The organism is Spiribacter roseus, from assembly GCF_002813635.1.
Lineage (GTDB): Bacteria > Pseudomonadota > Gammaproteobacteria > Nitrococcales > Nitrococcaceae > Spiribacter > Spiribacter roseus.
Window position 1 is genome coordinate 502,991 of record NZ_CP016382.1, and the last position, 25,122, is coordinate 528,112.

Annotated in this window: 29 protein-coding genes; 21 read left to right on the forward strand and 8 right to left on the reverse strand. The window is 67.7% G+C overall.

Going from position 1 to position 25,122, the window contains the following annotated elements:
- Positions 1 to 2 precede the first annotated feature (2 nt).
- Genes BBH56_RS02530 through BBH56_RS02540 form a run of 3 tightly spaced genes read right to left on the reverse strand, consistent with a single transcriptional unit; the run spans position 3 to position 1,479 of the window.
- Positions 3 to 863 (reverse strand): peptidylprolyl isomerase, encoded by an 861-nt coding sequence (locus BBH56_RS02530; RefSeq protein WP_157809057.1) that lies wholly within the window; start codon positions 861 to 863, stop codon positions 3 to 5.
- 8 nt (positions 864 to 871) lie between these two features.
- The gene (locus BBH56_RS02535) at positions 872 to 1,183 is read right to left on the reverse strand and encodes a BolA family protein (RefSeq protein WP_144347660.1); all 312 of its coding nucleotides are present in this window, start codon (positions 1,181 to 1,183) and stop codon (positions 872 to 874) included.
- Positions 1,180 to 1,479: a YciI family protein gene (locus BBH56_RS02540; RefSeq protein WP_148121814.1), complete on the reverse strand. Its 300-nt coding sequence runs from the start codon at positions 1,477 to 1,479 to the stop codon at positions 1,180 to 1,182. Before BBH56_RS02540 ends, BBH56_RS02535 begins: the two co-directional genes overlap by 4 nt.
- A gap of 70 nt (positions 1,480 to 1,549) precedes the next feature.
- Here BBH56_RS02540 and BBH56_RS02545 point away from each other — a divergent pair, with 70 nt between their 5' ends.
- The 6 genes from BBH56_RS02545 to BBH56_RS02570 are packed head-to-tail and all read left to right on the forward strand — an operon-like array spanning position 1,550 to position 6,245.
- The gene (locus BBH56_RS02545; RefSeq protein WP_148121815.1) at positions 1,550 to 2,173 is read left to right on the forward strand and encodes an L-threonylcarbamoyladenylate synthase; all 624 of its coding nucleotides are present in this window, start codon (positions 1,550 to 1,552) and stop codon (positions 2,171 to 2,173) included.
- Between the two features lie 44 nt (positions 2,174 to 2,217).
- Positions 2,218 to 3,441: a tryptophan--tRNA ligase gene (locus BBH56_RS02550; protein WP_255425098.1), complete on the forward strand. Its 1,224-nt coding sequence runs from the start codon at positions 2,218 to 2,220 to the stop codon at positions 3,439 to 3,441.
- Entirely contained in the window at positions 3,438 to 4,238 is an 801-nt protein-coding gene (locus BBH56_RS02555; protein WP_148121816.1) for a segregation and condensation protein A, read from the forward strand. Before BBH56_RS02550 ends, BBH56_RS02555 begins: the two co-directional genes overlap by 4 nt.
- Positions 4,235 to 4,777, forward strand: a complete 543-nt coding sequence (gene scpB / locus BBH56_RS02560) for an SMC-Scp complex subunit ScpB (RefSeq protein ID WP_148121817.1) — start codon at positions 4,235 to 4,237, stop codon at positions 4,775 to 4,777. Before BBH56_RS02555 ends, scpB begins: the two co-directional genes overlap by 4 nt.
- Positions 4,774 to 5,574, forward strand: a complete 801-nt coding sequence (gene rluB / locus BBH56_RS02565) for a 23S rRNA pseudouridine(2605) synthase RluB (protein ID WP_148121818.1) — start codon at positions 4,774 to 4,776, stop codon at positions 5,572 to 5,574. The genes scpB and rluB overlap by 4 nt, the downstream gene beginning before the upstream one ends.
- Positions 5,571 to 6,245 (forward strand): endonuclease III domain-containing protein, encoded by a 675-nt coding sequence (locus tag BBH56_RS02570; protein ID WP_148121819.1) that lies wholly within the window; start codon positions 5,571 to 5,573, stop codon positions 6,243 to 6,245. Before rluB ends, BBH56_RS02570 begins: the two co-directional genes overlap by 4 nt.
- On the opposite strand, the gene BBH56_RS02575 is transcribed toward BBH56_RS02570, so the two are convergent.
- The 5 genes from BBH56_RS02575 to ubiG all read right to left on the reverse strand — a co-directional run bounded on the left by BBH56_RS02575 (position 6,242) and on the right by ubiG (position 9,845).
- Entirely contained in the window at positions 6,242 to 6,715 is a 474-nt protein-coding gene (locus tag BBH56_RS02575) for a YbhB/YbcL family Raf kinase inhibitor-like protein (protein ID WP_110883059.1), read from the reverse strand. The two genes, BBH56_RS02570 and BBH56_RS02575, sit on opposite strands and share 4 nt — an antisense overlap.
- A gap of 78 nt (positions 6,716 to 6,793) precedes the next feature.
- Positions 6,794 to 7,555 (reverse strand): SDR family NAD(P)-dependent oxidoreductase, encoded by a 762-nt coding sequence (locus BBH56_RS02580; protein WP_148121820.1) that lies wholly within the window; start codon positions 7,553 to 7,555, stop codon positions 6,794 to 6,796.
- Positions 7,552 to 8,421: a squalene/phytoene synthase family protein gene (locus tag BBH56_RS02585; protein WP_148121821.1), complete on the reverse strand. Its 870-nt coding sequence runs from the start codon at positions 8,419 to 8,421 to the stop codon at positions 7,552 to 7,554. The genes BBH56_RS02580 and BBH56_RS02585 overlap by 4 nt, the downstream gene beginning before the upstream one ends.
- A gap of 3 nt (positions 8,422 to 8,424) precedes the next feature.
- Positions 8,425 to 9,132, reverse strand: a complete 708-nt coding sequence (locus tag BBH56_RS02590) for an HAD-IA family hydrolase (protein ID WP_148121822.1) — start codon at positions 9,130 to 9,132, stop codon at positions 8,425 to 8,427.
- Positions 9,129 to 9,845: a bifunctional 2-polyprenyl-6-hydroxyphenol methylase/3-demethylubiquinol 3-O-methyltransferase UbiG gene (gene ubiG / locus BBH56_RS02595; protein ID WP_148121823.1), complete on the reverse strand. Its 717-nt coding sequence runs from the start codon at positions 9,843 to 9,845 to the stop codon at positions 9,129 to 9,131. The genes BBH56_RS02590 and ubiG overlap by 4 nt, the downstream gene beginning before the upstream one ends.
- 115 nt (positions 9,846 to 9,960) lie before the next feature.
- On the opposite strand from ubiG, the gene BBH56_RS02600 reads away from it, so the two are divergent.
- The 15 genes from BBH56_RS02600 (at position 9,961) to galU (ending at position 25,121) form a co-directional block, all read left to right on the forward strand.
- The gene (locus tag BBH56_RS02600) at positions 9,961 to 10,524 is read left to right on the forward strand and encodes a peptidylprolyl isomerase (protein ID WP_148121824.1); all 564 of its coding nucleotides are present in this window, start codon (positions 9,961 to 9,963) and stop codon (positions 10,522 to 10,524) included.
- Between the two features lie 94 nt (positions 10,525 to 10,618).
- Positions 10,619 to 13,183, forward strand: coding sequence for a DNA gyrase subunit A (gene gyrA, locus BBH56_RS02605; RefSeq protein WP_110883053.1), 2,565 nt, complete (start codon positions 10,619 to 10,621; stop codon positions 13,181 to 13,183).
- Between the two features lie 41 nt (positions 13,184 to 13,224).
- A complete protein-coding gene (serC, locus tag BBH56_RS02610) occupies positions 13,225 to 14,307 on the forward strand; it encodes a 3-phosphoserine/phosphohydroxythreonine transaminase (protein WP_148121825.1) in 1,083 nt (360 codons plus the stop codon).
- 9 nt (positions 14,308 to 14,316) lie between these two features.
- Positions 14,317 to 15,483 (forward strand): phosphoglycerate dehydrogenase, encoded by a 1,167-nt coding sequence (locus BBH56_RS02615; protein ID WP_144347648.1) that lies wholly within the window; start codon positions 14,317 to 14,319, stop codon positions 15,481 to 15,483.
- 22 nt (positions 15,484 to 15,505) lie between these two features.
- Positions 15,506 to 16,588: a prephenate dehydratase gene (gene pheA / locus BBH56_RS02620; protein ID WP_148121826.1), complete on the forward strand. Its 1,083-nt coding sequence runs from the start codon at positions 15,506 to 15,508 to the stop codon at positions 16,586 to 16,588.
- Between the two features lie 9 nt (positions 16,589 to 16,597).
- Complete coding sequence (locus BBH56_RS02625) at positions 16,598 to 17,476, forward strand: prephenate dehydrogenase (RefSeq protein ID WP_148121827.1); 879 nt, start codon at positions 16,598 to 16,600, stop codon at positions 17,474 to 17,476.
- Between the two features lie 19 nt (positions 17,477 to 17,495).
- On the forward strand, positions 17,496 to 18,824 hold the full coding sequence (gene aroA, locus BBH56_RS02630; protein WP_148122718.1) for a 3-phosphoshikimate 1-carboxyvinyltransferase: 1,329 nt from the start codon (positions 17,496 to 17,498) through the stop codon (positions 18,822 to 18,824).
- A complete protein-coding gene (gene cmk, locus BBH56_RS02635) occupies positions 18,821 to 19,501 on the forward strand; it encodes a (d)CMP kinase (protein ID WP_148121828.1) in 681 nt (226 codons plus the stop codon). The genes aroA and cmk overlap by 4 nt, the downstream gene beginning before the upstream one ends.
- 76 nt (positions 19,502 to 19,577) lie before the next feature.
- Positions 19,578 to 21,260 carry a 30S ribosomal protein S1 gene (rpsA, locus tag BBH56_RS02640; protein WP_110883046.1) on the forward strand — a complete coding sequence of 561 codons (1,683 nt, stop codon included), beginning with the start codon at positions 19,578 to 19,580 and terminating at the stop codon, positions 21,258 to 21,260.
- A gap of 72 nt (positions 21,261 to 21,332) precedes the next feature.
- A complete protein-coding gene (locus tag BBH56_RS02645) occupies positions 21,333 to 21,641 on the forward strand; it encodes an integration host factor subunit beta (protein ID WP_144347643.1) in 309 nt (102 codons plus the stop codon).
- A complete protein-coding gene (locus BBH56_RS02650; protein WP_144347642.1) occupies positions 21,638 to 21,931 on the forward strand; it encodes a LapA family protein in 294 nt (97 codons plus the stop codon). Before BBH56_RS02645 ends, BBH56_RS02650 begins: the two co-directional genes overlap by 4 nt.
- Positions 21,932 to 21,933: 2 nt before the next feature.
- Positions 21,934 to 23,103 (forward strand): lipopolysaccharide assembly protein LapB, encoded by a 1,170-nt coding sequence (gene lapB, locus BBH56_RS02655; protein ID WP_148121829.1) that lies wholly within the window; start codon positions 21,934 to 21,936, stop codon positions 23,101 to 23,103.
- Positions 23,100 to 23,825 carry an orotidine-5'-phosphate decarboxylase gene (gene pyrF / locus BBH56_RS02660; RefSeq protein WP_148121830.1) on the forward strand — a complete coding sequence of 242 codons (726 nt, stop codon included), beginning with the start codon at positions 23,100 to 23,102 and terminating at the stop codon, positions 23,823 to 23,825. The genes lapB and pyrF overlap by 4 nt, the downstream gene beginning before the upstream one ends.
- 36 nt (positions 23,826 to 23,861) lie before the next feature.
- On the forward strand, positions 23,862 to 24,128 hold the full coding sequence (locus tag BBH56_RS02665) for a ComEA family DNA-binding protein (RefSeq protein WP_148121831.1): 267 nt from the start codon (positions 23,862 to 23,864) through the stop codon (positions 24,126 to 24,128).
- Between the two features lie 114 nt (positions 24,129 to 24,242).
- The gene (galU, locus tag BBH56_RS02670) at positions 24,243 to 25,121 is read left to right on the forward strand and encodes a UTP--glucose-1-phosphate uridylyltransferase GalU (protein ID WP_148121832.1); all 879 of its coding nucleotides are present in this window, start codon (positions 24,243 to 24,245) and stop codon (positions 25,119 to 25,121) included.
- The last annotated feature ends 1 nt before the right edge of the window (position 25,122 follow it).

The following is a 25,122-nucleotide window of genomic DNA, read 5'->3' on the forward strand; positions in this document are numbered from 1 at the left end:
CGTCAGCCGTTGTCGGGCTGGGCCCAGGCCGCCTCGTAGTCGATGTCGGCCTCCTCGCGCAGGCTCCCGAGCTCGGCCTGGATGCGCTCGTTGACGATGCTCATGCGCAGCTGACCCGCCACGTCGGAAAACGCGGGCGCGTCGGTCTCACGGGTGTCATCAAGCCGGATGACATGAAAGCCGAAGCGCGTTTCCACGGGCTCGTCGGTCACCTCACCGGGCTCGAGTTCGGCGACGGCCGCCGAAAACGGCTCGACCATGTCACCCGGGGCAAACCAGCCCAGATCGCCGCCATCCCGCGAGGTGCCATCCTCGGAGTACTGCCCCGCGAGCTCGACGAACGCCTCGCCGCTGTCGAGCCGGTCGATCAGGGCGGCCGCCTGCTCGCCATCCGAGACAAGGATATGCCGGGCCTTGTACTCGCGCGGGGCTTCCCCGCCATAGATCTCATCGTAGCGGTCGCGCAGCACCGACTCGGCCACCGGCTCGGTCTCGGTGAGCTGACGCACAAAGCCCTGGGCCAGGGTGCGGCGGCGATCGTTGTTGAGCTGCGCGGCGACGTCCGGGTTTTCATCGATGCCCGCGGCGTCACCGGCCTGGGCGAGCAGCATCAGGTTGATGATCTCCTCGAGGAACTGACGGCGCTGCGGCGGCGGGATCTCGGACTGGCCCTGAGTCTGCTGTGAGACCAGCTGATCGAGCTCGCGGGCGGTGATGGTCTCGCCATTGATCTCGGCAAGCACCTCGACCTCGGCGCTGTCCGCGCCATCGGCCGATTCCTGAGCCTGGGCCATGCCCATTCCGGCGCCAAGGGCGAGGGCGGGCAGGGTCAGGCGAAGGGCGGTAAGGGGACTGAATGACATTGTAGTACTCATTGGCTTTCGGGGGATTGGGAGCGGGCCTCGGCGGGCGTCAGCGCCTCGATGCTGAGGGCGTGGATGCAGTCATTGCGCATCGCATCCCCCATCGCGTCGTAGACCAGACGATGCCGCTGGAGGCGACGCCGGCCGGCGAAGTCGTCGCTGACGATCCGCAGGCTGTAGTGGCCGCCACCGGCCTGGGCGCCGGCGTGGCCGGCATGCCGATGGCTGTCATCCTGGACCTCGAGCGAGTCGATGGACAGGCTGTGTTCCAGTCGCGACCGGATCATGGCCGGCCGCTCGCTGCGCGGGACATCACTCATGGCAGCACCTTTTTAAACGGCTTGACGGTGACGGCGCGGTAGACCCCTGCGGCGACATAGGGGTCGGCGTCGGCCCAGGCCCGGGCGCTCGCCAGCGAGTCGAACTCGGCGATCACAACGCTCCCGCTGAAGCCCGCCTCGCCCGGGTCGTCGGCATCGATGGCCGGGTTGGGGCCGGCCACGAGCAGACGGCCGTCATCGCGAAGCTGCCGGAGCCGCTCGAGATGCGCGTCGCGGGCACCGGCCCGACGCTCGCGGCTGTCGCTCACGTCTTCACTGATAATCGCGTAGTACATAGGCTTCCGTTCGTTAAACTGTCGGGACGCTATCATAACTGGGTGCGGTGGACACCCGAGGAGTTGCCCCATGAGTCAGTATTTCGAGATTCATCCGCGAACCCCGCAGCCCCGGCTCACCCGGCGCGCCGTCGAGATCCTCCGCGATGGCGGAGTGATCGTCTATCCCACCGGCACCACCTATGCGCTCGGCTGTGCGATGGGCGAGAAGGCCGCCGTCGACCGCATCCGCCAGCTGCGTGGGCTTGAGGAGCGCCATCACTTTACCCTGGCCTGTCGCGATCTCTCGGACATCGGCAGCTATACCCGCCTGGACAACACGGCGTTCCGCCTGCTCAAGGCCCATGTCCCGGGCCCCTACACCTTTGTGCTGCGGGCCACTGCCGAGGTCCCCCGCCGGGTGCAGCACACCCGCCGTAAAACCATCGGCATCCGTGTGCCGGATCACCCGGTGGCCCAGGCGCTGCTCGAGGCGCTGGGCGAACCACTGACCACCAGCACACTGCTGCTGCCCGGCGAGACCGATCCCATGACCGATCCGGTGGACATGCGTGAGCGCCTCGGCCGCCAGGTGGATGCCATCATCGATGCCGGTTCCGGCGGGCTCGAACCGAGCACGGTGGTGGATCTCAGTGGCGAGCGGCCCGAAGTGATCCGGCGTGGCGCCGGTGATGCACACGTTTTCGAGGGCTGATCGGCTATGATGGGGGCCAGTCAACGGTCTATGCGGAGGTCACCTTGAGCCAATCGCCAGCGAGTCGCGATCGCATCCTCTCGGGCATGCGCCCCACCGGGCGCCTGCATCTGGGGCACTACCACGGGGTCCTGCGCAACTGGACCTCGCTGCAGGCCTCCCACGAGTGCTTTTTCTTTGTCGCCGACTGGCATGCGCTGACCACGGCCTACGAAAACCGCGAAGTGATCTCGCAGAGTGTCTGGGACATGGTGGTGGACTGGCTCGCCGCCGGCGTCAATCCCAATCTCTCGACGCTGTTCATCCAGTCACGGGTCATGGAGCATGCCGAGCTGCATCTGCTGCTCTCGATGATCGCCCCCCTGGGCTGGCTGGAGCGGGTGCCGACCTACAAGGATCAGATCGCCGAGCTGCGGGACCGGGACCTGGCGACCTACGGGTTCCTCGGCTACCCGGTGCTGCAGAGTGCCGACATCCTGATCTATGGGGCGAGTGGCGTGCCGGTGGGCGAGGATCAGGTCTCGCACGTCGAGCTGACCCGTGAGCTGGCGCGACGGTTCAACCATCTGTTTGGTCGCGAGCCCGGGTTTGCCGAAAAAGCCGAGGCGGCCATCGCCAAGATGGGCAAGAAACACGCCCGGCTCTATCGATCGCTGCGGCGGCGCTATCAGGAGGCCGGCGATGGCGAGGCGCTCAGCGAAGGTCAGGCGCTGCTCGAGAATCAGCAGAACCTGACCATCGCCGACCGCGCTCGTCTGGCCGGTTACCTCGACGGTGGCGGGCGCAGCGTACTCACCGAGCCCGAGGCGCTGCTCACCCGGGCGCCGCGCATGCCGGGCCTGGATGGCCGGAAGATGTCCAAGTCCTACGGCAACACCCTGTCCCTGCGCGAATCGGACGCCGACATTGATCGCAAGATCCGCACCATGCCCACCGACCCGGCGCGGGTGCGGCGGAACGATCCCGGCGAGCCCGAAAAATGTCCGGTGTTTGATCTGCACAAGGTCTACGCCGATGACGCCACGCGGCGCTGGGTCGAGGAGGGCTGCCGGTCGGCGGGCATTGGCTGTCTCGACTGCAAGAAACCCCTCATCGACGCGGTCCAGGCCGAGGTGGCGCCGATCCGCGAGCGGGCCGCCGAGCTTGAGGCCGATCCCGATCATGTCCAGCAGATCATCAACGATGGCTGTGACCGGGCCCGCCACGTGGCCCGCGACACGATGAAGGAAGTCCGCTCGGCCATTGGACTGGACTACCGCCAGCGATGAGCATTGCGACGGTGCGGGGCGAGCCCTATGAGGCGCTGCCCCACGATCTCTACATCCCGCCGGATGCCCTCGAGGTGTTCCTCGAGACCTTCGAGGGGCCGCTCGATCTGTTGCTGTACCTCATCCGGCGGCAGAATCTGGACATTCTCGATATCCCCATCGCCCGCATCACCGATCAGTACATGCACTACGTTGAGCTGATGAGCGACCGGCGCCTGGCGCTGGCGGCGGAATACCTGGTGATGGCCGCCATGCTCGCCGAGATCAAGGCGCGCATGCTCATGCCGCGGGCACCCCATGAGGATGATGACGGGGACGACCCCGATCCGCGCGCTGAGCTGGTGCGGCGGCTGCGCGAGTACGAGCAGTTCCGGGCGGCCGGCGAGCGGATCGATCAACTGCCGCGGGTGGCGCGGGATGTGTTCCCGGCCCAGGCCGGTCACCCCCCGGCAGCGGCCACCCGACCCGAGCCGCCGCTGGCGCTCGATGAACTGTTCGACGCCTTTGCCGCGGTCATGGCGCGGGCCGATCTGAATACCCATCACGCGGTCCGCCGCGAAGCCCTGTCGGTGCGCGAGCGCATGACCGGGACGCTGGCCCGGCTCCAGAGCGAGCGGTTTGTGCCACTGACTGAACTGCTCGATGCGCGCGAGGGGCGCGCCGGTGTGGTGGTGACCTTTCTGGCCGTTCTCGAGCTGCTCAAGGATGCGCTGCTCGAGATCGTCCAGTCCGAGGCGTTCGCCCCGCTGTACCTGCGCGCCCGGGGCACGCAGGCGTCTGGCGCTGAGACGGCATGAGCGCGGCGAGCGAACCCGCGCCGGAGGTGATCCTCGAGGCCGCTCTGCTCGCCGCCGGGACGCCGCTGGATCTAGCGCAGCTGCAGGCCGTGTTCGGCGATGATCCGCCGGATCGTGCCAGCCTCGAGGCGGCCCTGGCACGGCTTGAGGCGCAGCTCGCCGACCGCGGTGTGGAGCTCTGCCGGGTCGCCGGCGGCTGGCGGCTGCAGGTGCCCGAGCGCTGCGCTCCATGGGTGGCCCGATTGTGGGAGGAAAAGCCCGCGCGCTATTCCCGGGCAGTGCTCGAGACGCTGGCCATCATTGCCTATCGACAGCCTGTGACGCGGGCCGAGATCGAGGTGATCCGTGGTGTCCCGCCGAGTACCACAATCATGCAGACACTCCAGGAGCGCGGCTGGATCCGGGTGGCCGGCCATCGGGACAGCCCCGGCCGGCCGGCGGTGTTCGCCACCACCCGCGATTTTCTGGACCATTTCAATCTTGCCAGCCTCGATGAATTGCCCACATTGACCGAACACCCGGAACAGGGGAGCGAATGACCTCGGAGAAACTGCAGAAAGTCCTGGCCCGCGCGGGCATCGGCTCGCGCCGCGAGATGGAGCGCGTCATCGACGAGGGGCGCGTCGAAGTCGACGGCCGGCGGGCGAGCCTTGGCGACCGTGTCGACGAGCGGGCGCGGATCCGCGTCGATGGCCGGGTGGTGGGCGCTGTCGCGCGCAGTGCCGGCGAGCGCCAGGTCATCGCCTACCACAAGCCCACCGGCGAGGTGGTCACGCGTCATGATCCCGAGGGCCGGCCCACCGTCTTTCGGCGCCTGCCGCGGCTGCGCAGCGGGCGCTGGTTGTCGGTCGGCCGCCTCGATATCAACACCTCGGGGTTGCTGCTGTTCACCAACGACGGCGAGCTGGCCAACCGGCTGGCCCATCCCTCGTATGAAATGGTGCGCGACTACGCGGTGCGCATCTTCGGGTCGGTGGACGACTCGATCTGCCGGCGGTTGCTGGCCGGCGTCGAGCTGGATGACGGTCGGGCGGCCTTCGAGTCGCTGCAGCCACTGGATCATGGCGAGCAGGCGAATTCCTGGTACCGCGTGCGGCTGCGTGAGGGCAAGAATCGGCTGGTGCGGCGGCTATGGGAATCCCAGGGTGTGCAGATCAGCCGGCTGATCCGCGTCCAGTACGGCCCCTATGAAATGCCGCCGCGGCTGCGCGAGGGCCAGATTCAGGCCTTCACCGCCGGCGAGGTCCGCGATCTGGCCCATCGCGTCGGCCTGGCCGAGGCCAACGCCGGTGACGGCGACCGTCGCCCCCGCGCCCACCGTCGTAACCGCTCATGAGCGCGCAGCCACGCGGCCTGCCGGCCCTGCTGGATCGGCTTACCCGGGCGTTCGGCCCCCAGCAGTGGTGGCCGGCCGAGAGCGCCTTCGAGGTGCTGGTCGGCGCCGTGCTCACCCAGAACACCGCCTGGCGCAACGTCGAGACCGCCATCGCCCGACTCCGGGCCCGGGACTGGCTGTCGCCATCGGCCATCGTCAACGCACCCGTCGATGAGCTGCGGGAGTGCCTGCGCCCGAGTGGCTATTACAACGTCAAGACCCAGCGCCTGCGCGCCGCCTGCGAGACCTGGCTGGCACTGGGCGGTGAGGCGGGGATCGACGCGATGCCCACTACGACGGCTCGGGCCGAGCTGCTGGCGGTCAGGGGACTGGGGCCGGAGAGCGTCGATGACGTCCTGCTCTACGGTTTTCACCGCCCGGTGTTCGTGGTGGATGCCTACACCCGGCGGATCTTCTCACGGGTTGGCGTGGTGCCGGCGAGCATCGGCTATGACGATCTTCAGGCGGCCTTCGAGGCCGAACTGCCGCGCGATGCGGCGCGCTTTAACGAGGCCCACGCACTGATCGTGAGCGTGGGCAAGGACTACTGCCGGCCGCGGCTGCCGCGCTGCAGCGCCTGTCCGCTGCAGCCGGCCTGCGATCACGGCCGCAGCCAGCTGGACGGGACCTAGCGCTCGTAGGTGCCGATCAGGCGGCTCATGCCGATCACATGCGGCTCGACCTGTTCGAGGAACTGGCGCATGGTCAGCCCGGGCTCGAGCTGCAGGGCCTGATCAAGCGCCAGCACCCAGAAGTAGTAGTGATGCACGCCGTGTCCTTCGGGGGGCATGGGCCCGCCATAGGTCTGACGCCCGAAGTCGGTCACCCCGTGGGTGTAGGCCTCGCTGCCTTCCTCGAGCGAGGTCACATCGTGGGGGATGTTGTAGTAGACCCAGTGGACGAAGCCGTAGCTTCCGGGATTGACCAGCGGTGCATCGGGATCGTGGCAGATGACCGCAAAACCCTGCGTGCCTTCGGGCGCGCCGGTCCAGTGAAGCGCCGGTGCAATGTCTTCACCCTCGCCGGTATAGCGCACCGGAATGGGCTGATGGGGGCCGAACGCGTTACTGCGCGCCTGCATGGCCGATAGGGCAAATCCCATGGGGTTATTCTCCAGTCCCGTTCAAATGTTGCGCATGCTTGCACTTCCACCGGCCTTGTCACAAGCCTGCAATCTCTGTCAGCGCGAGACCCGGTACATGGCGCCATTGGCCGGCGTCGCCGTCGGATCGACAAGCGTCGCCACGGCCCGGGCAGCGGTTTCGGCCGTGGGTACTTCATCGACCGTCTCACCGGTAAAAAGTTGTCGCCGCAGCGTGGACTGGATGGCCCCGGGGTCGACGCTGCAGCTGATCACCGGATGCGCCGCGGAATACTCGGCCGCCAGCGTGGCCGCCAGCCCCTCCACCGCCCATTTACTCACCCCATACGCCCCCATCGCCGCCTGACCGCTGCGCCCGGCCGCATCGGAGATGAAGATCACCCGGCCCTGACTGTCGCGCAGCAGACCGAGGAGCGCCTGGGTCAGCAGGAAAGCGGCGTTGATGTTGACATGCAGGCATTTGAGCCACGCCTGCGGGTCGTAGAGGCCCAGTGGCGAGGGCGACCCGAAATCCGCCGCCGCATGCACCACCGTATCGACTCCGCCCAGGGATTCGGCCAGACGGTCGGCCAGCTCGGCATAGTCATCCGGTCCGGCGCCCATCAGATCCAGCGGGTAGAGCGCCGGCTGACCATGGCCGGCCGCCTCGATGCGGTCATGAAGCGCTTCCAGCCCGTTCAGTGATTTATCGAGCAGCACCGTATCGGCGCCCTGCGCGGCCAGCTGCTCGGCCAGCGCACTGCCCAGCGCCCCCGCGGCGCCGGTGACGAGGATGCGCTGCCCGGACAGGCGGGTGGGATCGAGGGTGGCATCGGCGGGGGCAGACAGGGGCTGGTTCATGTTGAGGAGTACTCCGGAAGCGGATGGACTTTGTGCGGACGCCGCGCGGTCCGCCAGGCGAGCCAGAGCTTGCGCAGCGGCGTCAGATGGACCTGGCGCTCGGCCACGGCATAGCCGTCGGCGGCCATGTCGTCCAGCAGGCGCCGGTGCAGCACTGCCAGCACCAGCCCGTAGGCCTGTGCCGGCCGCGCCGAATAGGGCAGTCGGGTGATGGCGCTGTCCAGAAACTGCCGCGCGCGGTTGCCCTGATGGGTCAGCAGGCTGCGCACGGCATCCGCCTGATCGGCCGCCAGCAGATCCTCGCTGCCAAGCCCGCTCAGGGTGAGTTCGTCTTCGGGAATGTACAGCCGACCGGCGCGGACGTCCCGGCGCAGGTGGCGCAGCATGCGCGTGAGCTCAAGCCCCATGGCGAGGTCGTGGGCGAACGGCGCCGCCTCGAGGCCACTCGAGCCCGTCATCCGCCAGGCCAGATCCGCCACCGCGCCCCCGGCACGATGGCAGTACAGCGTGAGCTCGCGCAGCGTCGGGTAGCGCCCGTACTCGAGGTCCATGCGGCTCGCCTCGATCACCTCGCCGAGCCCGTCCATCTCCAGCTGATGGGTCTGGAGGGCGGGGAGCAGGGCCTGACTGACGGGATGCCGCGGCGCTCCCGCGGCGAGCCGTTCGAGCTCCTCCTGCCACCAGTTGAGCTTGACCGCGCCCACCCCCGGGTCGCTGACCTCGCGGGGGATCTCGAGCACCTCGGCGCGATAGGCGGCCAGGGCGGCCAGGCCGTCGCGCGCCGCCGGCGGTGCGAACAGCAGGGCGTAATAGGTGCTTGAGCCGTCCGGCGCGACCTTGCGCCGGCAGTATTCGACCGGTTCCATAATCTAGACCGCGATGGCTTGACGGTGGGGCGCTGCCGGATCGGCCACCCAGCGCAGCAGCTCGGCGGGCTGGCCGATCAGGCCATCGGCACCCCAGTGCTCGACATGATCGTCGCCACTCAGGTAGCCGTAAAGCGCCACCACGGTCAGCGCGCCGGCCTGATGGCCGGCGCGGATGTCGCGCTCGGTGTCGCCCACCACCAGACAGGCCGAGGCGGGCAGATCAAGCTGCCGGGCCGCCTCGGTGATCTGGTAGGGATGGGGCTTGCGCCGCGCCAGGTCGTCGCCGGTGACCACGCAGGCCGGCCGGCCGGCATAGCCCAGATCCGCCAGCAGCGGAGTGGTCAGCCAGCCCGGCTTATTGGTGACGATGCCCCAGGGAATGGCCGCCGCCTCGAGGGCTTGCAGGGTTGCCTCCATGCCTGCATAGGGGCGTGTGCGGCGACTGACCGATTCGGCATAGATCGCCAGAAACCGCTCGCGCAGGGCATCGAACCCGGCATCGCCGGGATGACGGTTGAAGCCGCGGGCAATCATCGGGATGCTGCCGTGCCCGACCGCATGCAGGAATTCCGCATCGGCCATCGGCGCCAGTCCCTGTTCGCCGCGCAGCCGGTTGAGGCTGTCGATCAGATCCGGTGCCGTGTCGAGCATTGTCCCGTCCAGGTCCAGCAGCACGCCATGAGCGCGCTCCCCGGTGGCGGCCGTCATGGCGCCTCCGGGCGGTGGCAGTGGGCGAGGTAGTTGACCGAGGTGTCGCCGCCCGGCGTGTACTCGCGGCTGATCGGGTGGTAGTGCAGGCCGGTCAGATCGCGCAGCTGCAGCCCGGCCTGGCGCCCCCAGCGGCCGAGCTCGGCCGGGCGGATGAACGCGCTGGCATCATGGGTGCCCCGCGGCAGCAGGCCGAGGACCCGTTCCGCCGCCACCACCGCCAGCAGCCAGGCCCGGGTATTGCGGTTGATCGTCGAGAAGAACACCGACCCGCCGGGGCGCACCAGCCGGGCGCAGGCCCGGACGATGGCGGCCGGGTCGGGGACGTGCTCGAGCAGCTCGAGACAGATCACCCGGTCGAATTCGCCGGGCTGGGCCTCGGCGAGGGACTCGGCCGCCATGCAGCGGTACTCGATGTTCGGGAACTGCCCGCGGGCGTGACGCGTTGCCACCTCGAGGCTGTCGGCGGCCAGGTCGATACCCACCACCGACTGCGCGCCGCGTGCCGCCAGCCCCTCGCTCAGCAGTCCCCCGCCGCAGCCCACATCCGCAACCCGCTGGCCGCGGATCGGCCCGCTGTGACGCTCGATATAGTCAAGCCGCAGCGGGTTGATGGCATGCAGCGGGGCGAAGGGGCCTTCCGGGTCCCACCAGGCGTCCGCGGCGTCGTCGAATTTGGCGATTTCATCCGCGTCCGCGTTGTGCTCGCGCATGGGGCCTGTCCGTTCGTGGTCCGCTAAAATAATGCTGTCATGGTAGCACGGCAGCGCCTGTCGGCGCCGGATATGGGATACTGCCGGCTTTACCCGCAATGCAGGAGTCATCGCCATGAAAGCCCTTCCCCTGAGTCTCGCCCTGGCCGCCGCGATCGGCACCGGCGCGGCGGGCGCCGCCAACCCGCAGGTGGTTTTCGAGACCACCGCCGGCGACATTCGCATCGAGCTGTTCCAGGACGACGCACCGGTGACCGTCGAGAACTTTCTCGGCTATGTCGATGATGGCTTCTATCGCGGGACCATCTTCCACCGGGTGATCCCCGACTTTGTCATCCAGGGCGGCGGCTTCACCGCCGGGCTTGAGCGCAAGCCCACCCGTGAGCCGATCGTCAACGAGGCCGACAACGGCCGCCTGAACGAGCGGGGCACCCTGTCGATGGCGCGCACCCGCGACCCCGACAGTGCGACGTCGCAGTTCTTCGTCAATCTGTCCGACAACGCCTTCCTCGATCATGGCGAGCGCGATTTCGGCTATGCCGTCTTTGCCCGGGTCATCGATGGCATGGCGGTGGTGGATCGCATCGCGGCGGGCGAGACCGGGCGCCGTAACGGCATGGCCGATGTGCCGGTGGAACCCGTGGTGGTGGAGGCGGCACGGCGGGTGGATGGCGACTGAGCGTCGCCGCGCCGCCGCCGTGCCGCGGCCGCCCGCGCGTGTTAGACTAGTGGCTTAATCATAGCGAATTCTACGACGGTCGAGACCCCCCGCCATGTCCAGCGTTGCCAAGGAAATCCTCCCGGTCAATCTCGAAGACGAGATGCGTCAGTCCTACCTGGACTACGCCATGAGCGTCATCGTGGGCCGAGCCCTGCCGGATGTCCGCGACGGGCTCAAGCCGGTGCACCGGCGCGTGCTCTATGCGATGCGCGAGCTCGGCAACGACTGGAACCGGCCGTACAAGAAATCCGCCCGGGTGGTGGGTGATGTCATCGGTAAGTACCACCCGCATGGCGACACGGCGGTCTACGACACCATCGTGCGCATGGCGCAGGACTTCTCCATGCGCTATCTGCTGGTGGACGGGCAGGGCAACTTCGGCTCCATCGACGGCGACAATGCCGCGGCGATGCGATACACCGAGGTGCGCATGGCGCGCATGGCCCATGAGCTGCTCGCCGATATCGACAAGGAAACGGTGGACTTCGGCGACAACTACGACGGCTCCGAGCAGGAGCCCGAGGTCCTGCCCACCCGCGTGCCCAACTTTCTGGTCAACGGTGGCTCGGGCATCGCCGTGGGGATGGCCACCAACGTCCCGCCGCACAATCTGAGCGAAGTGGTCGACGCCTGTCTGGCGCTGATCGATGACGACAGTCTCGACGTCGAGGCGTTGATGGCGTACATCCCCGGTCCCGATCTGCCCACCCGCGGCATCATCAACGGAGTCGAGGGCATCCGCGAGGCCTACCGCACCGGGCGCGGACGCATGGTGATGCGGGCGCGCTGCCGCTTCGAGCACGATCCCGCCAATGGCAAGGCGTCGATCATCGTCGAAGAGCTCCCTTACCAGGTCAACAAGGCCCGACTGCTCGAGAAAATCGCCGAGCTGGTCAAGGAAAAACGCATCGAGGGCATCACCGAGCTGCGTGACGAGTCCGATAAGGACGGCATCCGCATGGTCATCGAGCTGCGCCGCGGTGAGGTGCCCGAGGTGGTGCTGAACAACCTCTACCAGCACACCCAGCTGGAAACGGTTTTCGGCATCAACATGGTCGCCCTCCACGAGGGGCAGCCGCGCCAGCACAACCTGCGCGACGTGCTGGATGCGTTCATCAGCCACCGCCGCGAGGTGGTCACCCGGCGCACCGTGTTCGAGCTGCGCAAAGCCCGTGACCGGGCCCATGTCCTCGAAGGCCTGGCCGTTGCGCTGGCCAACATCGACGAGGTGATTGCGCTGATCAAGGCGTCGCCGTCATCCGCGGATGCGCGGGCCGCGTTGGTCAGCCGCGACTGGGCCCCCGGTATCGTCAGCGAGATGCTCTCCCGGGCCGGGGCCGAGGCGTCACGCCCGGAATCACTCGGGGCGGGTGTCGGCTGGCTCGACAGTGGCTATCGCCTGACCGAGGCGCAGGCCCAGGCCATCCTCGATCTGCGCCTGCACCGGCTGACCGGCCTCGAGCAGGACAAGATCGTCGACGAGTACCGGCAGATCCTCGAGACCATCGCCGATCTGCTGGACATCCTCGCCAGCAGTGACCGGCTCATGCAGGTGATCCGCGACGAGCTGACCGCCATCCGCGAGCGCTACGGCGACGAGCGCCGCAGCGAGATCCTCGAGACCCGGCTCGATCTGTCCATCGAGGACCTGATCCCGCCGCAGGACGTGGTGGTCACGCTCTCGCACAGTGGCTACGCGAAGTCGCAGCCGCTCGACGGCTATCAGGCCCAGCGCCGCGGCGGCAAGGGCAAGGCCGCCACCCAGATGCGCGGCGAGGACTTTGTCGACAAGCTCTGGGTGGCCAACACCCACGACACGCTGCTGTGCTTTTCCAGTCGCGGCAAATGCTACTGGCTCAAGGTCTATGAGCTGCCCCACGGCAGCCGCGGAGCGCGGGGCAAGCCGATCGTCAACCTCCTGCCGCTGGAGGCCGACGAGCGCATCAATGCCGTGCTGCCGGTGAGCGAATTCGACGCCGATCATTTCGTGTTCATGGCGACGCGCCAGGGCACCGTCAAGAAGACCCCGCTGGTGGACTTCTCCCGGCCCCGCGCCAACGGCATCATCGCCCTCAATCTCGGCGACGACGACAGCCTGGTGAACGTGGGCGTCACCGATGGCCAGCGCGATGTCATGCTGCTGACCAACGCCGGCAAGGCGATCCGCTTCAATGAATCCGAAGTGCGCGCCATGGGGCGCACCGCCACCGGCGTGCGTGGTGTGCGGCTGGGAACTGATCAGACCGTTATCCAGTCCCTGATACTCGATGAGGGCGATGTCCTCACGGTGACGGAGAACGGCTTCGGCAAGCTGACTCCGGTGGCGGACTACCCACTGCGTGGGCGCGGCGGGATGGGCGTGATCAGCATCCAGACCACGGCGCGCAATGGCGGCGTGGTGGGAGCGCTGCAGGTCACCCAAGACAACGAAATCATGCTCATCACCAACGGCGGGACGCTGGTGCGCACCCGGGCCGCCGAAATCTCGGTGCTGAGCCGTAACACCCAGGGGGTCAAGCTGATCGCCCTGTCCGAGGAGGAGGCGCTGGTCGGCCTGGCCCGGGTCGAGGCGCTGGGTGAAGAGGCCGGCGCCGACGACGGGGCCGGCGACGACTGAGCCCCTCCGATACGCAGTCAATCAATCAGCGGGAGCGCATTATGTCGCGTGTATACAACTTCAGCGCGGGGCCCGGGACGTTACCGGAACCCGTCCTGCGCCAGGCCGCCGAGGAAATGCTCGACTGGCACGGCACCGGGATGTCGGTGATGGAAATGAGCCATCGCGGCAAGTCCTTCGTGTCCATCGCCGAGCGGGCCGAGGCCGATCTTCGTGAACTCCTCCAGGTGCCGGACAACTACCGGGTGCTGTTCCTGCAGGGCGGTGCCACGGCACAGTTCTCCGCAGTGCCCCTGAACCTGATCGGCGATGCCTCGAGCGTCGACTATGTCAACACCGGCAGCTGGTCGAAAAAGGCGATCGCCGAGGCGCGCAAGTACACGGCGGTCAACGTGGCGGCCGAGGGGGGCAATGGTGATCCCATGGCCATTCCGCCGCAGGCCGAGTGGCAGTGCGATCCCAACGCCGCCTATCTGCACTACTGTGCCAACGAGACCATTACCGGCGTCGAGTTCCCCGAGATCCCGGATGCCGGTGACGTGCCGCTGGTCAGCGACATGTCGTCGACGTTCCTGTCCCGGCCGCTGGATGTCTCGCGGTTCGGCGTGATCTACGCCGGCGCCCAGAAGAACTTCGGTCCCGCGGGACTGACCGTGGTGATCGTCCGGGATGACCTGCTGGATCGTGCCAGCGCCCAGGTGCCGGCGATCTGGGACTACCGGCGCCAGGCCGAAGCCGATTCCATGCTCAATACGCCGGCCACCTACAGCCTCTATATCGCCGGCCTGGTTTTCCAGTGGCTCAAGGACGAGGGCGGGCTGGCCGCGATGGGCGAGATCAATCGCCGCAAGGCCGCCAGGCTCTATGAGGCGATCGATGCCTCGGCGTTTTACCGCAACCCGGTGGCCCCGGATGCACGCTCGTGGATGAACGTGCCGTTCGTGCTGGCCGATGATTCGCTGGACGCGACCTTCCTCAAGGAAGCGAGTGCGGCCGGGCTGGAGACCCTCAAGGGGCACCGCTCGGTAGGCGGCATGCGTGCCAGCATCTACAATGCGATGCCCGAGGCCGGAGTGGATGCCCTCATCGACTTCATGGCCGATTTCGAGCGACGCCACGGATAATCGAGAAAAATGTACAAGATCCTGACATTCAACAATATTTCCACCCGCGGACTCGAGCGCCTGCCGCGCGAGCGGTTCGAGGTCTCCTCCGAGATCCAGCACCCCGATGCGGTGCTGCTGCGCTCCGCCAAGCTCCACGACTGGGCGGTGCCTGACACGCTCAAGGCCGTGGGTCGGGCCGGTGCCGGCGTCAACAACATCCCCATGGCGGCGATGAACGAGCGCGGCATCCCGGTGTTCAACGCCCCGGGCGCCAACGCCAACGCGGTCAAGGAGCTGGTGCTGGCCGGCATGTTCCTCGCCGCGCGCAACATCTGCCCCGCCTGGGCCTTTGCCCAGACGCTTGAAGGCGATGATGCCGCGATGAACAAGGCGGCCGAGGCCGGTAAGAAGCAGTTCACCGGCTTCGAACTGCCCGGGCGCACGCTGGGCGTCATCGGCCTTGGGGCGATTGGCGTCAGCGTCGCCAACGCCGCCGCCGCGCTGGGCATGAAGGTGGTGGGCTACGATCCCAAGATCACCGTGCGCAGCGCCTGGAATCTCGAGTCGGGGGTATACCGGGCGCAGAGCGTCGACGAGGTGATGACCGCCTCTGACATCGTCACCCTCCATGTGCCCGAGGTGGATGAAACCCGCGGCATGATCAACGCCGCGCGCCTGGCGGCTTCGCGCGAAGGTCAGGTCCTGCTCAACTTTGCCCGCGCCGGCATCGTCGATGACGACGCCATCATCAAGGCACTGGACGAGGGTCGGCTGAGCCGCTACGTCTGCGACTTCCCGGCCGCGGCGCTCAAGGGCCACGATGGCGTGGTGGCACTGCCGCACATCGGCGCCTCGACGGATGAGGCCCAGGAAAACTGCGCGATCATGGCGGCCGACGAGGTCCGTGACTTCCTCGAGACGGGCAACGTCACCAACGCCGTCAACTTTCCCGAGCTCATTCTGCCGCGCAATGCCGGGGGCGACCGCCTGACCGTGGTCAACGCCAACGTCCCCAATATGCTCGGGCAGATCTCCTCGGCGCTGGCCGAGGCGGGCCTCAACATTGACGACATGTACAACAAGTCGCAGGGCGAACTGGCCTACAGCGTCGCCGATGTCGACGGCACGATCCCGCCAGCGGTCATCGAGCGCCTGCAGGGCATTGATGGCGTGCTCATGGTTCGGGTCATCTAGCGACTGACAACGGGGGGCGAGCGTGAACGACGAAACGCTGAAGCGCATCCGGGCGCGCATTGACGGCATTGATGACCAGATCCTGGCGCTGATCAATGAGCGGGCCGCGGCGGCGGCCGAGGTGGCCGGTGCCAAGCAGGCCGCCGGCGAGTCGGCGGATTTCTACCGTCCGGCGCGCGAGGCGGAAGTCCTGCGGCGGCTCCGCGATGCCAACCCCGGGCCGCTCAACGATGGCGACGTCACGCGTCTGTTCCGCGAGATCATGTCCTCGTGCCTGGCCCTGCAGCGTCCCCTGACCGTGGCCTTTCTGGGGCCTGAGGGCACCTTCACCCAGGAGGCGGCCCTCAAGCACTTCGGCCACTCCGTCGACAGCCGGCCCATGGACAACATCGATGCGGTGTTCCGCGAGGTTGAGTCGGGGGAAGCCGCCTATGGCGTCGTGCCGGTGGAAAACTCCACCGAGGGCATGGTCACCCACACCCTCGACCGACTGCCGTCCTCGCCGCTGCAGATCGTCGGCGAGGTGGAGATGCCGGTGGTGCACAGCCTCGCCACCCGTGCCGCCGATGTCGCCGGCATCCAGCGTGTCTACTCCCACAGCCAGGGGCTTGCCCAGTGCCGGTCATGGCTCGATCGCCACCTGCCGGCGGTGGATCGCATCCCGGTGGCAAGCACCGCCGAGGCGGCGCGGCTGGCCAGCCTCGATGACAGCGCGGCGGCCATCGCCTCCGAGGCGGCCGCTGAGCGTTACGAGCTGCCCATCCTGCAGGCGGCCATGCAGGACGGATCGCGTAACGCGACGCGGTTTCTGGTGCTGGGCCGCGAGAGCCCGGAACCCACCGGCGAGGACAAGACCTCACTGGTCATCGCCCGGGAAAACCGCCCCGGCGGACTGGCGGGGCTGCTCGCGCCGCTGGCGCGGTACGGGCTGAACATGACCCGGCTCGAATCCCGGCCATCGCCGGAGGGCATGTGGGAGTACGTGTTCTTCGTCGATCTGCTGGGGCATGCCGAGGATCCCGATCTCAAGCGCGCGCTGGGCGAGATGCAGAAACTCGCCAGTCTGCTCAAGGTGCTGGGTTCGTATCCGCGCTCGGTGGTCTAGGGCGCGCGCTTGAATACCGAGCCACAACGGATCTGTCTGGTCGGCGTCGGCCTGATCGCCGGGTCGCTCGGGCTGGCGCTCAAGCGCGCTGGCGTCACCGAGCGGATCACCGGCCTTGGGCGCGATCCGCAGCGTCTGGCCCGGGCCCGGGCCGTCGGCGCCATCGACCACGCCACCACCGACCCGGCCGAGGCCCTGGCCGACGCCGAACTGCTGGTGCTGGGGGTGCCCCTGGGTGCCACCGCGACGGTGATACGCGACCTCAAACCCCATCTACGCGATGACCTGGTGATCACCGACGTGGGCAGCGCCAAGGGCTGTGTCGTCGACGACCTGCGCACCGTCCTCGGCGGGCTGCCTGCGGGGTTCGTGCCGGGTCATCCCATCGCCGGCACCGAGCATAGCGGCGTCGAGGCGGCATTCGCCGAGCTGTTCGATGGCCGCCGGGTCATCATTACGCCGTTGGAATCCAGTGCCGGGGCGGCGGTCAGCGCCGTCGACTGGCTCTGGCGCCAGGCCGGCGCCGAGGTGACGGCCATGTCGGTCGCCCACCACGACCGGATGCTGGCGATCACCTCGCACCTGCCGCACCTGCTCGCCTTCGGCCTGGTGGATATGCTGGCCCAGGACCCGGACCATGAGGAGATCCTCGGCTACGCCGCCGGTGGATTCCGTGACTTCACCCGCATCGCGTCCAGCGACCCGGTGATGTGGCGGGACATCTGTCTGGGTAATCGTGACGCGGTGCTCGAGGCGCTGGGCCATTTCCGCCGCGACCTCGAACAGCTGACCGAAAAAGTCGAGGCGGCCGATGGCGCCGGGCTTGAAGGGGTGTTCCGCCGCGCCAAGGCGACCCGCGACGCCCACAAACATGGATTTGAGCGCTGATGCAGTCACGGACACGATCATGACGGAAAAGACCGAACGCCGGTTCATCGTGGAGCCGGGCGGGGCCCTGAGCGGCACGTTGCAGGTTCCCGGCGACAAGTCGATCTCGCACCGCGCGGTCATGCTCGGCGCCATCGCTGAGGGCGAGACCACCGTCAGCGGCTTTCTGGACGGGGATGACGCCATGGCCACCCTCGCCGCGATGCGCGCCCTGGGGGTCGCCATCGACGGGCCCGAACAGGGGCGGCTGCGTATTCAGGGGGTCGGATTGCGGGGGCTGCAGGCCGCCGCCGGGGCGCTGGATCTGGGCAACTCGGGCACCTCCATGCGGCTGCTCGCCGGGCTGTTGGCCGGCCAGCGGTTTGCCAGCCGACTGGTGGGGGATCGCTCGCTGATGAAACGGCCCATGCGCCGGGTGACTGAACCGCTGGCGCGGATGGGGGCGAGCATCCACACCGAGCCCAGCGGGACCGCCCCGTTGGTGATCGAGCCGGTGGCCGCCCTCGAGGGCATCGACTACCCACTGCCGGTGGCAAGCGCCCAGGTCAAATCCGCGCTGCTGCTGGCCGGGCTGTACGCGAGCGGCGAGACCCGCGTCACCGAGCCCGCCGTCACCCGTGACCACACCGAGCGGATGCTCGAGGCCTTCGGCGCGGATGTCCGCGTGGCCGGGTCGCAGGTCAGCGTGCGCGGGGGCGACAGCCTGCAGGGCGGCGCGGTCGTGGTCCCCGGCGATATCTCCTCGGCGGCCTTCTTCCTGGTCGGCGCGTCGATTGCCGGGACGGGGCCGCTGACACTGACCAACGTCGGGCTCAATCCCACCCGCACCGGCGTCATCGACATCCTCCGGCGCATGGGGGCGCGGATCCACGTCGAGTGCGAGCGCAGCGGTGCCGGCGAACCGGTGGCCACGGTGACCGTTGAACCGTCGCGGCTGCAGGGCATCGCGATCCCGCCCGACCGCGTGCCGCTGGCGATCGACGAGTTCCCGGCCCTGTTCATCGCGGCGGCCTGCGCCGAGGGTGAGACCACACTGACCGGGGCCGAGGAGCTGCGGGTCAAGGAAAGTGACCGCATCGCGGTCATGGCCGATGGGCTCGGTGCGCTCGGCATCCAGGCCGAGCCGACGCCCGACGGGATCCGCATTGTCGGCGGTCCGGTGCGTGGCGGTCACATCCAGGCCCGGGGCGATCATCGCATCGCCATGGCCTTTGCCATGGCCGGACTGGTGGCGGATGCGCCGATCACCATCGATGGCTGCAGCGAGGTGGATACGTCGTTTCCCGGGTTCGTCGACCGCGCCCGCGAGGCGGGCCTGCGGATCCGCAGCGAGGAGGGAGGGGCATGACGGAGCATTCCGCGGTCATCACCATCGACGGCCCCGGCGGTGCCGGCAAGGGCACGATCGCCCGGGCGCTCGCGCAACGGCTGGGTTTTCATCTCCTCGACAGTGGGGCCATCTATCGGCTGCTGGCACTGGCGTCGCTGCGGGACGGGATCGCACCGGACGATCTGGCGGGCCTGACCCGGCGCGCCGAACAGCTGGACATCGATTTCCGGACCGACGGCGAGCACGCGGGGGAGGCCGTACTTGACGGCCAGCCCGTGGCCAACGCCATCCGCGATGAGGCCTGCGGCGAGCGCGCCTCGGTGCTGGCCGCGCTGCCACCGGTGCGCGAGGCACTCAAGGCACGCCAGCGGGCGTTCCGCCAGCCCCCCGGACTGGTCGCCGACGGGCGCGATATGGGGACCGTCATCTTCCCCGATGCACCGGTCAAGATCTTCCTGACCGCGAGTGCCGAGGAGCGGGCGCGCCGGCGGCATAAGCAGTTGATGGAACAGGGTGTTACTGCTAGTCTCGACGATCTTCTGACAGAGCTGAAGGCTCGTGACGCCCGCGATTCGCAGCGTCAGACGGCGCCGCTCAGACCGGCAGAAGACGCGGTCACCGTGGATACGACCGGGGCGTCGATCGACACGGTGGTCCAGACAGTGATGGAGCAGGCCAGGGCCTGTCTCCAGTAGGGGGTGCCGCCGGAGCGGCGCCGTTTTTTTCAGCAACCAAATGGATCGGCCTGTCGATCCCGGATCAAATCATCCCATGAGCGAAAGCTTTGCAGAACTTTTCGAAGAGAGCCTTGTACAGACCGATATGCGGCCGGGCTCCATTGTCACCGCCCAGGTGGTCGCCATCGACGGCGAGGACGTTGTTGTCAATGCGGGACTGAAGTCCGAGGCGGTCATCCCGCTTCGTCAGTTCACCAATGAAAACGGCGAAGTCGAAGTCAGCGTCGGTGACGAGGTGGAAGTCGCCCTCGACGCGGTCGAAGACGGGAGTGGCGAAACGCGCCTGTCCCGCGAGAAGGCCAAGCGCGCCCGCGCCTGGCGGGTACTCGAGGCGGCCTACGAGAACAGCGAGACCGTCAACGGTCAGATCAGCGGCAAGGTCAAGGGCGGGTTTACCGTCGATCTCGGGCATATCCGCGCCTTCCTGCCGGGCTCGCTCGTGGACATCCGGCCGGTGCGCGACACCACGTATCTCGAGGGCAAGGATCTCGAGTTCAAGGTGATCAAGCTCGACGCCCGCCGCAACAACGTGGTCGTGTCGCGCCGTGCGGTGGTCGAGGAAGAGTACAGCGCCGAGCGTGAAGCGCTGCTCGAAAAGCTCCAGGAAGGCCAGTCCATCAAGGGCATCGTCAAGAACCTCACGGACTACGGCGCATTCGTCGATCTGGGGGGCATCGATGGCCTGCTGCATATCACCGATATGGCCTGGCGTCGCGTCAAGCACCCGTCCGAGGTGGTGGACGTCGGCCAGGAGATCGAGGTCAAGGTCCTCAAGTTCGACCGCGAGCGCAACCGCGTCTCGCTGGGCCTCAAGCAGCTGGGCGAGGATCCGTGGGAGGCCATCGCGCGCCGCTACCCGGAAAGCAGCCGGGTGGTGGGCAAGGTCACCAACATCACCGATTACGGTGCGTTCGTCGAGATCGAAGAGGGCGTCGAGGGCCTGGTCCACGTCTCCGAGATGGACTGGACCAACAAGAACGTCAACCCGGCCAAGATGGTGTCGGTGGGCGACGAGGTCGAGGTGATGATCCTCGACATCGACGAGGAGCGCCGCCGTATCTCGCTGGGCATGAAGCAGTGCCAGCCCAACCCGTGGGATGAGTTCGCCGCCACCCGCAACAAGGGTGACCGTGTGACCGGTACCATCAAGTCGATCACCGACTTCGGTATCTTTGTGGGGCTCGAGGGTGGCATCGATGGTCTGGTGCACCTCTCGGACCTGTCCTGGAGCGACGCCGGCGAGGAGGCGATCCGCGACTTCCAGAAGGGCGAAGAGGTCGAGGCGGTCGTGCTGTCGGTGGACCCGGAGCGCGAGCGCATCAGCCTCGGCGTCAAGCAGCTGGCGCAGGATCCGGTGTCGCAGTGGGTGGCCAACCATCCCAAGGGCACCGTGGTCACCGGGACGGCCAGCGAAGTCGACGCCAAGGGCGTGGTCGTGGATCTCGACGAAGAGGTGCAGGGCTATGTCCGCGCCGCCGATCTGGCACAGGAGCGCACCGACGACGCGCGCTCGCTGGTCAGCCAGGGCGACGAGGTCGAGGCGAAGGTGATGGCGGTCGACCGGCGCAATCGCATGATCAGCCTGTCGGTCCGGGCCAAGGACCAGCAGGATGAGCGTGAGGCGCTTGAAGGCTTTGGCAGCACCGGCGCGGCCGGTACGACGACGCTGGGCGATCTGCTCAAGGAGCAGATGGGTGACCGCGGCAACGACAGCTGAAGCCGTCGGCAGTGTGGGTGGCGCGCCGCAGCGACGGCGTGCCACCGGCACCGTAACGGGGGTTGAGTCGCCATGACCAAGTCCGAACTGATTGACCGGATTGCTGGCCAGCAACAGCAACTCGCTCAGCGGGATGTCGAGCTGGCCGTCAAGACGCTGCTCGAGCAGATGAGTGAATCCCTCGCCGGCGGCGAGCGTATCGAGATCCGCGGGTTCGGGAGTTTCGCTCTCCACCATCGCCCGCCCCGCATCGGCCGTAATCCGCGCACGGGAGAGCCGGTTTCCCTGCCCGGCAAGTATGTCCCGCACTTCAAGCCCGGCAAGGCGATGCGCCAGCGTGTCGATGAAAGTGGGCGGCGGTCCGCGGGGGAGGACGCATGAAACGCCTGATCGTCCTGCTGCTGGCGCTCATCGTGGTGGCGCTGGGCCTGAGCTTTGCCATGCTCAACTCCGAGCCGATCACCCTTGATTTCTACCTCGGGGCGCTCTCGCTCCCGGTATCACTCTGGCTGGTGCTGGCCCTCGCGGTCGGTGTTCTGCTGGGCCTGGGCTCGGCATTGGGGATCCTCACCCGCCAGCGCTGGCAACTGAAACGGCTTCGGCGCGAGGCTGCCTCGTCGCGCGAAGAGGTCTCGGAACTACGCAAGTTGCCGCTCCGGACCCACAACTGACCATGTGGCAGGCGCTCTGGCTGCTGCTCCCGCTGGCAGCCCTGTCCGGTTGGTGGATCGGCCACCGGTCGACGCGGTCGGGATCACCCACTCCCCGCCTGCCGGCGGATTACTTCCAGGGCCTCAATTACCTGCTCAACGAACAGCCTGATCGGGCCATTGAAGTGTTCACCCGCATGGTCGAGGTGGATTCCGAGACCGTTGAGACGCACCTGACCCTGGGCAACCTGTTTCGCCGGCGGGGCGAGGCCGACCGGGCGGTGCGCATCCACCAGAACCTGATCGCGCGCCCCTCGCTGGCTCCCGAGCAGCGTGCGGCGGCGTTGCTGGAGCTGGGTCGTGACTATCTGGCTGCGGGCCTGCTGGATCGGGCCGAGACCCTTTTCATTGAGGCGAAGGAGTTCCCCGGGTTCCGGGTCCAGTCACTCCAGTCGCTGCTCGAGATCTATCAGCAGGAGGGCGAGTGGGAGGCGGCGATCGCGACCGCCCAACGGCTGCAGCGCGCCGACGGACGCAGCCTGCAGACGGAAATGGCGCAGTTTGCCTGCGAACAGGCCGAGCGCCTGCGCCGCCAGCATGGCGACCCGTCAGCCATTCGCCAGATCCTGCGCCGGGCCACCCATCTCGATCGCAACTGTGTGCGAGCGTCGCTGCTAAAGGCCGACCTGGAGCGGGATGAGGGGCGTTGGCGGTCGGCGATCAAGGCTTGCCAGGCCGTCAAACATCAGGATCCCGACTACATCCCGGAGGCGCTGCCGCGACTCGAGGCCGCCTGCCTGGCCATCAACGACCGCCGCGGCTATCGCGATGAGTTGAAGCGCCTGCTCGATCGCCAGCCCACGGTCTCAGTGATCCTAAATCTGAGCGAGCTGATCGAGGCCGACGAGGGGCGTGAGGCGGCCGTGGAGTTTCTCGCGACGCAGCTCCGCGAGCGCCCCTCGGTGCGCGGCCTCAATCGGCTGATCGAGCTCAATATCCAGGACGATGACATGGACCCGCGCCGCCAGCGTGATCTGACGGTCCTGCGGGAGCTCTTCCAGGCCCTGCTCGCCGACCGGTTGCCGTACCGCTGCGTGAGCTGCGGGTTCGAGGGCCGTCAATTGCACTGGCAGTGCCCCAGCTGCCGCGCCTGGTCCACCATCAAGCCGCGTCGCGGACTGGAGGGAGAATGAACCCTGCGCCAAGCCTGATCGTTGCGCTCGATTACGACGATCCCGCCGCCGCCCGCCGCCTGGTGGATACGCTGCCGGTCGGGCGGTGTCGTCTGAAAGTGGGCAAGACGCTGTTCACCCGGGCCGGTCCGGCGCTGATCGAGGAATGGACCCGCGCCGGTTGGGAGGTCTTCCTGGATCTGAAATTCCACGACATTCCCAACACGGTTGCCGGGGCCTGCCGGGCCGCGGCCGATCTGGGTGTCTGGATGGTCAACGTCCATGCCCTCGGCGGGCCGGCGATGCTGGCCGCGGCGCGGGCGGCGCTTGACGCGCGCTCGGGGCCGGCGCCACTGCTGACGGCGGTCACTGTGCTCACCAGCCACGACCAGGCCACCCTGGATGCCATTGGGCTGCGCGGGACACCCGCCGATGCGGTGGCCCGGCTCACGGGGCTGGCCACCGCCGCCGGTCTGGATGGTGTGGTCTGCTCCGGCGAAGAAGCCGCCGCGGTGCGGGACCAGGCCGGGGCGGGCTTTCGGCGGGTAACCCCCGGGGTGCGCCCGGCGGACGCGGCCCGGGGTGATCAGCGCCGGGTGCTGACGCCCGCCGGCGCAATCCAGGCCGGGGCGACGGATCTGGTGGTGGGCCGGCCCATCACCGGGGCCGCCGATCCGGCACGGGCCGTTGAAACCCTGGTCTCTGAGATACAGCTCACAGCAGGGGCTATGGATGGGGCCTAGGCTTCGGGTGTCATTAGCCCAACCAAGGAGCCTGCTATGACTGTTTCGCGTTCCCTCGGCCTGCTGGCCGCTTCCAGCCTGATCGCCGGCGCCGCCGTCGCCAACATTGATCCCGTCAACGTCAATGAGGCGGGCATCGACCGTCTTCAGCAGCTCAACGGGGTGGGCCCCGCGACTGCCGAAGCCATCATCCAGGACCGGGAGGAGAACGGGCCTTTCGAGCGCATTGACGCCATGACCCGGGTCAACGGCATCGGCGCGGCCACCCTCGAGAGTCTGCGCGAGTCGGTGACCCTCGACTGAGCCTCGACCCGCAATCACTCATGCCCAGCCACCGCCGGCAGGCCTGACAGGTCTGCCGGCTTGGTTTATGCTCCGCACCAGAACAACAAGTGTCCAACAGGGAGAGTAGTGGCAATGACTCAGCGAGTGTGCAAAGCGGTTTTCCCGGTTGCCGGTCTGGGAACGCGTTTCCTGCCGGCGACCAAGGCCAATCCCAAGGAAATGCTGCCGGTCGTTGATAAGCCACTCATCCAGTACGCCGCCGAAGAGGCGGTGCGGGCCGGTATCGAAACCCTGATTTTCGTGAACGGGCGCAATAAGCGCAGCATTCCGGATCATTTCGACAAGGCCTACGAGCTTGAGACCGAGCTCGAGGAGTCGGGCAAGCTCGAGCGCCTTGAAGCGGTCCGCAACATCGTCCCGCCCGAGGTGGCCTGCATCTATATCCGTCAGTCCGAGGCGCTGGGTCTCGGCCATGCGGTGCTCTGCGCCGAGCCGGTGGTGGGCGACGAGCCGTTCGCCGTCATTCTTGCGGACGATCTGATCGATGATGATCGCAACGGCGGCTGCCTCGCCCAGATGGTGGAGCGCTACGACGAACAGGTCGCGAGTATTCTCGGTGTCGAGCGTGTGCCGCCAGAGCGCACGGACCGCTATGGCGTCGTGGATACCGAGGCGGTATCGCCGCGTCTGGGCCGGTTGAAAGGCATTGTCGAGAAGCCTGACCCGGCGCGGGCGCCTTCCAATCTGGGCGTTGTCGGCCGTTATGTGCTCGATGGCCGTATTTTCGAGAAACTCCGTGCCACCGCGCCCGGTGCGGGTGGCGAGATACAGCTCACCGATGCCATCGCCGCGCTCATGCAGGATGCCCCCGTTTTCACCTATGAGTTCGAGGGCACCCGCTATGACTGCGGGGACAAACTCGGCTATCTGCAGGCCACCGTCGAATTCGGGGTCAAACACCCCGAATTCGGCGAGGCGTTCGCCCGCTATCTGACCGAGCGTGACGCCTGAC

Bases quoted from the DNA above. Each gene is read 5' to 3' on its own strand.
- BBH56_RS02530 (WP_157809057.1), bottom strand. From the start codon at position 863: ATGTCATTCAGTCCCCTTACCGCCCTTCGCCTGACCCTGCCCGCCCTC.
- BBH56_RS02535 (WP_144347660.1), bottom strand. From the start codon at position 1,183: ATGAGTGATGTCCCGCGCAGCGAGCGGCCGGCCATGATCCGGTCGCGA.
- BBH56_RS02540 (WP_148121814.1), bottom strand. From the start codon at position 1,479: ATGTACTACGCGATTATCAGTGAAGACGTGAGCGACAGCCGCGAGCGT.
- BBH56_RS02545 (WP_148121815.1), top strand. From the start codon at position 1,550: ATGAGTCAGTATTTCGAGATTCATCCGCGAACCCCGCAGCCCCGGCTC.
- BBH56_RS02555 (WP_148121816.1), top strand. From the start codon at position 3,438: ATGAGCATTGCGACGGTGCGGGGCGAGCCCTATGAGGCGCTGCCCCAC.
- scpB (WP_148121817.1), top strand. From the start codon at position 4,235: ATGAGCGCGGCGAGCGAACCCGCGCCGGAGGTGATCCTCGAGGCCGCT.
- rluB (WP_148121818.1), top strand. From the start codon at position 4,774: ATGACCTCGGAGAAACTGCAGAAAGTCCTGGCCCGCGCGGGCATCGGC.
- BBH56_RS02570 (WP_148121819.1), top strand. From the start codon at position 5,571: ATGAGCGCGCAGCCACGCGGCCTGCCGGCCCTGCTGGATCGGCTTACC.
- BBH56_RS02575 (WP_110883059.1), bottom strand. From the start codon at position 6,715: ATGGGATTTGCCCTATCGGCCATGCAGGCGCGCAGTAACGCGTTCGGC.
- BBH56_RS02580 (WP_148121820.1), bottom strand. From the start codon at position 7,555: ATGAACCAGCCCCTGTCTGCCCCCGCCGATGCCACCCTCGATCCCACC.
- BBH56_RS02585 (WP_148121821.1), bottom strand. From the start codon at position 8,421: ATGGAACCGGTCGAATACTGCCGGCGCAAGGTCGCGCCGGACGGCTCA.
- BBH56_RS02590 (WP_148121822.1), bottom strand. From the start codon at position 9,132: ATGACGGCCGCCACCGGGGAGCGCGCTCATGGCGTGCTGCTGGACCTG.
- ubiG (WP_148121823.1), bottom strand. From the start codon at position 9,845: ATGCGCGAGCACAACGCGGACGCGGATGAAATCGCCAAATTCGACGAC.
- BBH56_RS02600 (WP_148121824.1), top strand. From the start codon at position 9,961: ATGAAAGCCCTTCCCCTGAGTCTCGCCCTGGCCGCCGCGATCGGCACC.
- gyrA (WP_110883053.1), top strand. From the start codon at position 10,619: ATGTCCAGCGTTGCCAAGGAAATCCTCCCGGTCAATCTCGAAGACGAG.
- serC (WP_148121825.1), top strand. From the start codon at position 13,225: ATGTCGCGTGTATACAACTTCAGCGCGGGGCCCGGGACGTTACCGGAA.
- BBH56_RS02615 (WP_144347648.1), top strand. From the start codon at position 14,317: ATGTACAAGATCCTGACATTCAACAATATTTCCACCCGCGGACTCGAG.
- aroA (WP_148122718.1), top strand. From the start codon at position 17,496: ATGACGGAAAAGACCGAACGCCGGTTCATCGTGGAGCCGGGCGGGGCC.
- cmk (WP_148121828.1), top strand. From the start codon at position 18,821: ATGACGGAGCATTCCGCGGTCATCACCATCGACGGCCCCGGCGGTGCC.
- rpsA (WP_110883046.1), top strand. From the start codon at position 19,578: ATGAGCGAAAGCTTTGCAGAACTTTTCGAAGAGAGCCTTGTACAGACC.
- BBH56_RS02645 (WP_144347643.1), top strand. From the start codon at position 21,333: ATGACCAAGTCCGAACTGATTGACCGGATTGCTGGCCAGCAACAGCAA.
- BBH56_RS02650 (WP_144347642.1), top strand. From the start codon at position 21,638: ATGAAACGCCTGATCGTCCTGCTGCTGGCGCTCATCGTGGTGGCGCTG.
- lapB (WP_148121829.1), top strand. From the start codon at position 21,934: ATGTGGCAGGCGCTCTGGCTGCTGCTCCCGCTGGCAGCCCTGTCCGGT.
- pyrF (WP_148121830.1), top strand. From the start codon at position 23,100: ATGAACCCTGCGCCAAGCCTGATCGTTGCGCTCGATTACGACGATCCC.
- BBH56_RS02665 (WP_148121831.1), top strand. From the start codon at position 23,862: ATGACTGTTTCGCGTTCCCTCGGCCTGCTGGCCGCTTCCAGCCTGATC.
- galU (WP_148121832.1), top strand. From the start codon at position 24,243: ATGACTCAGCGAGTGTGCAAAGCGGTTTTCCCGGTTGCCGGTCTGGGA.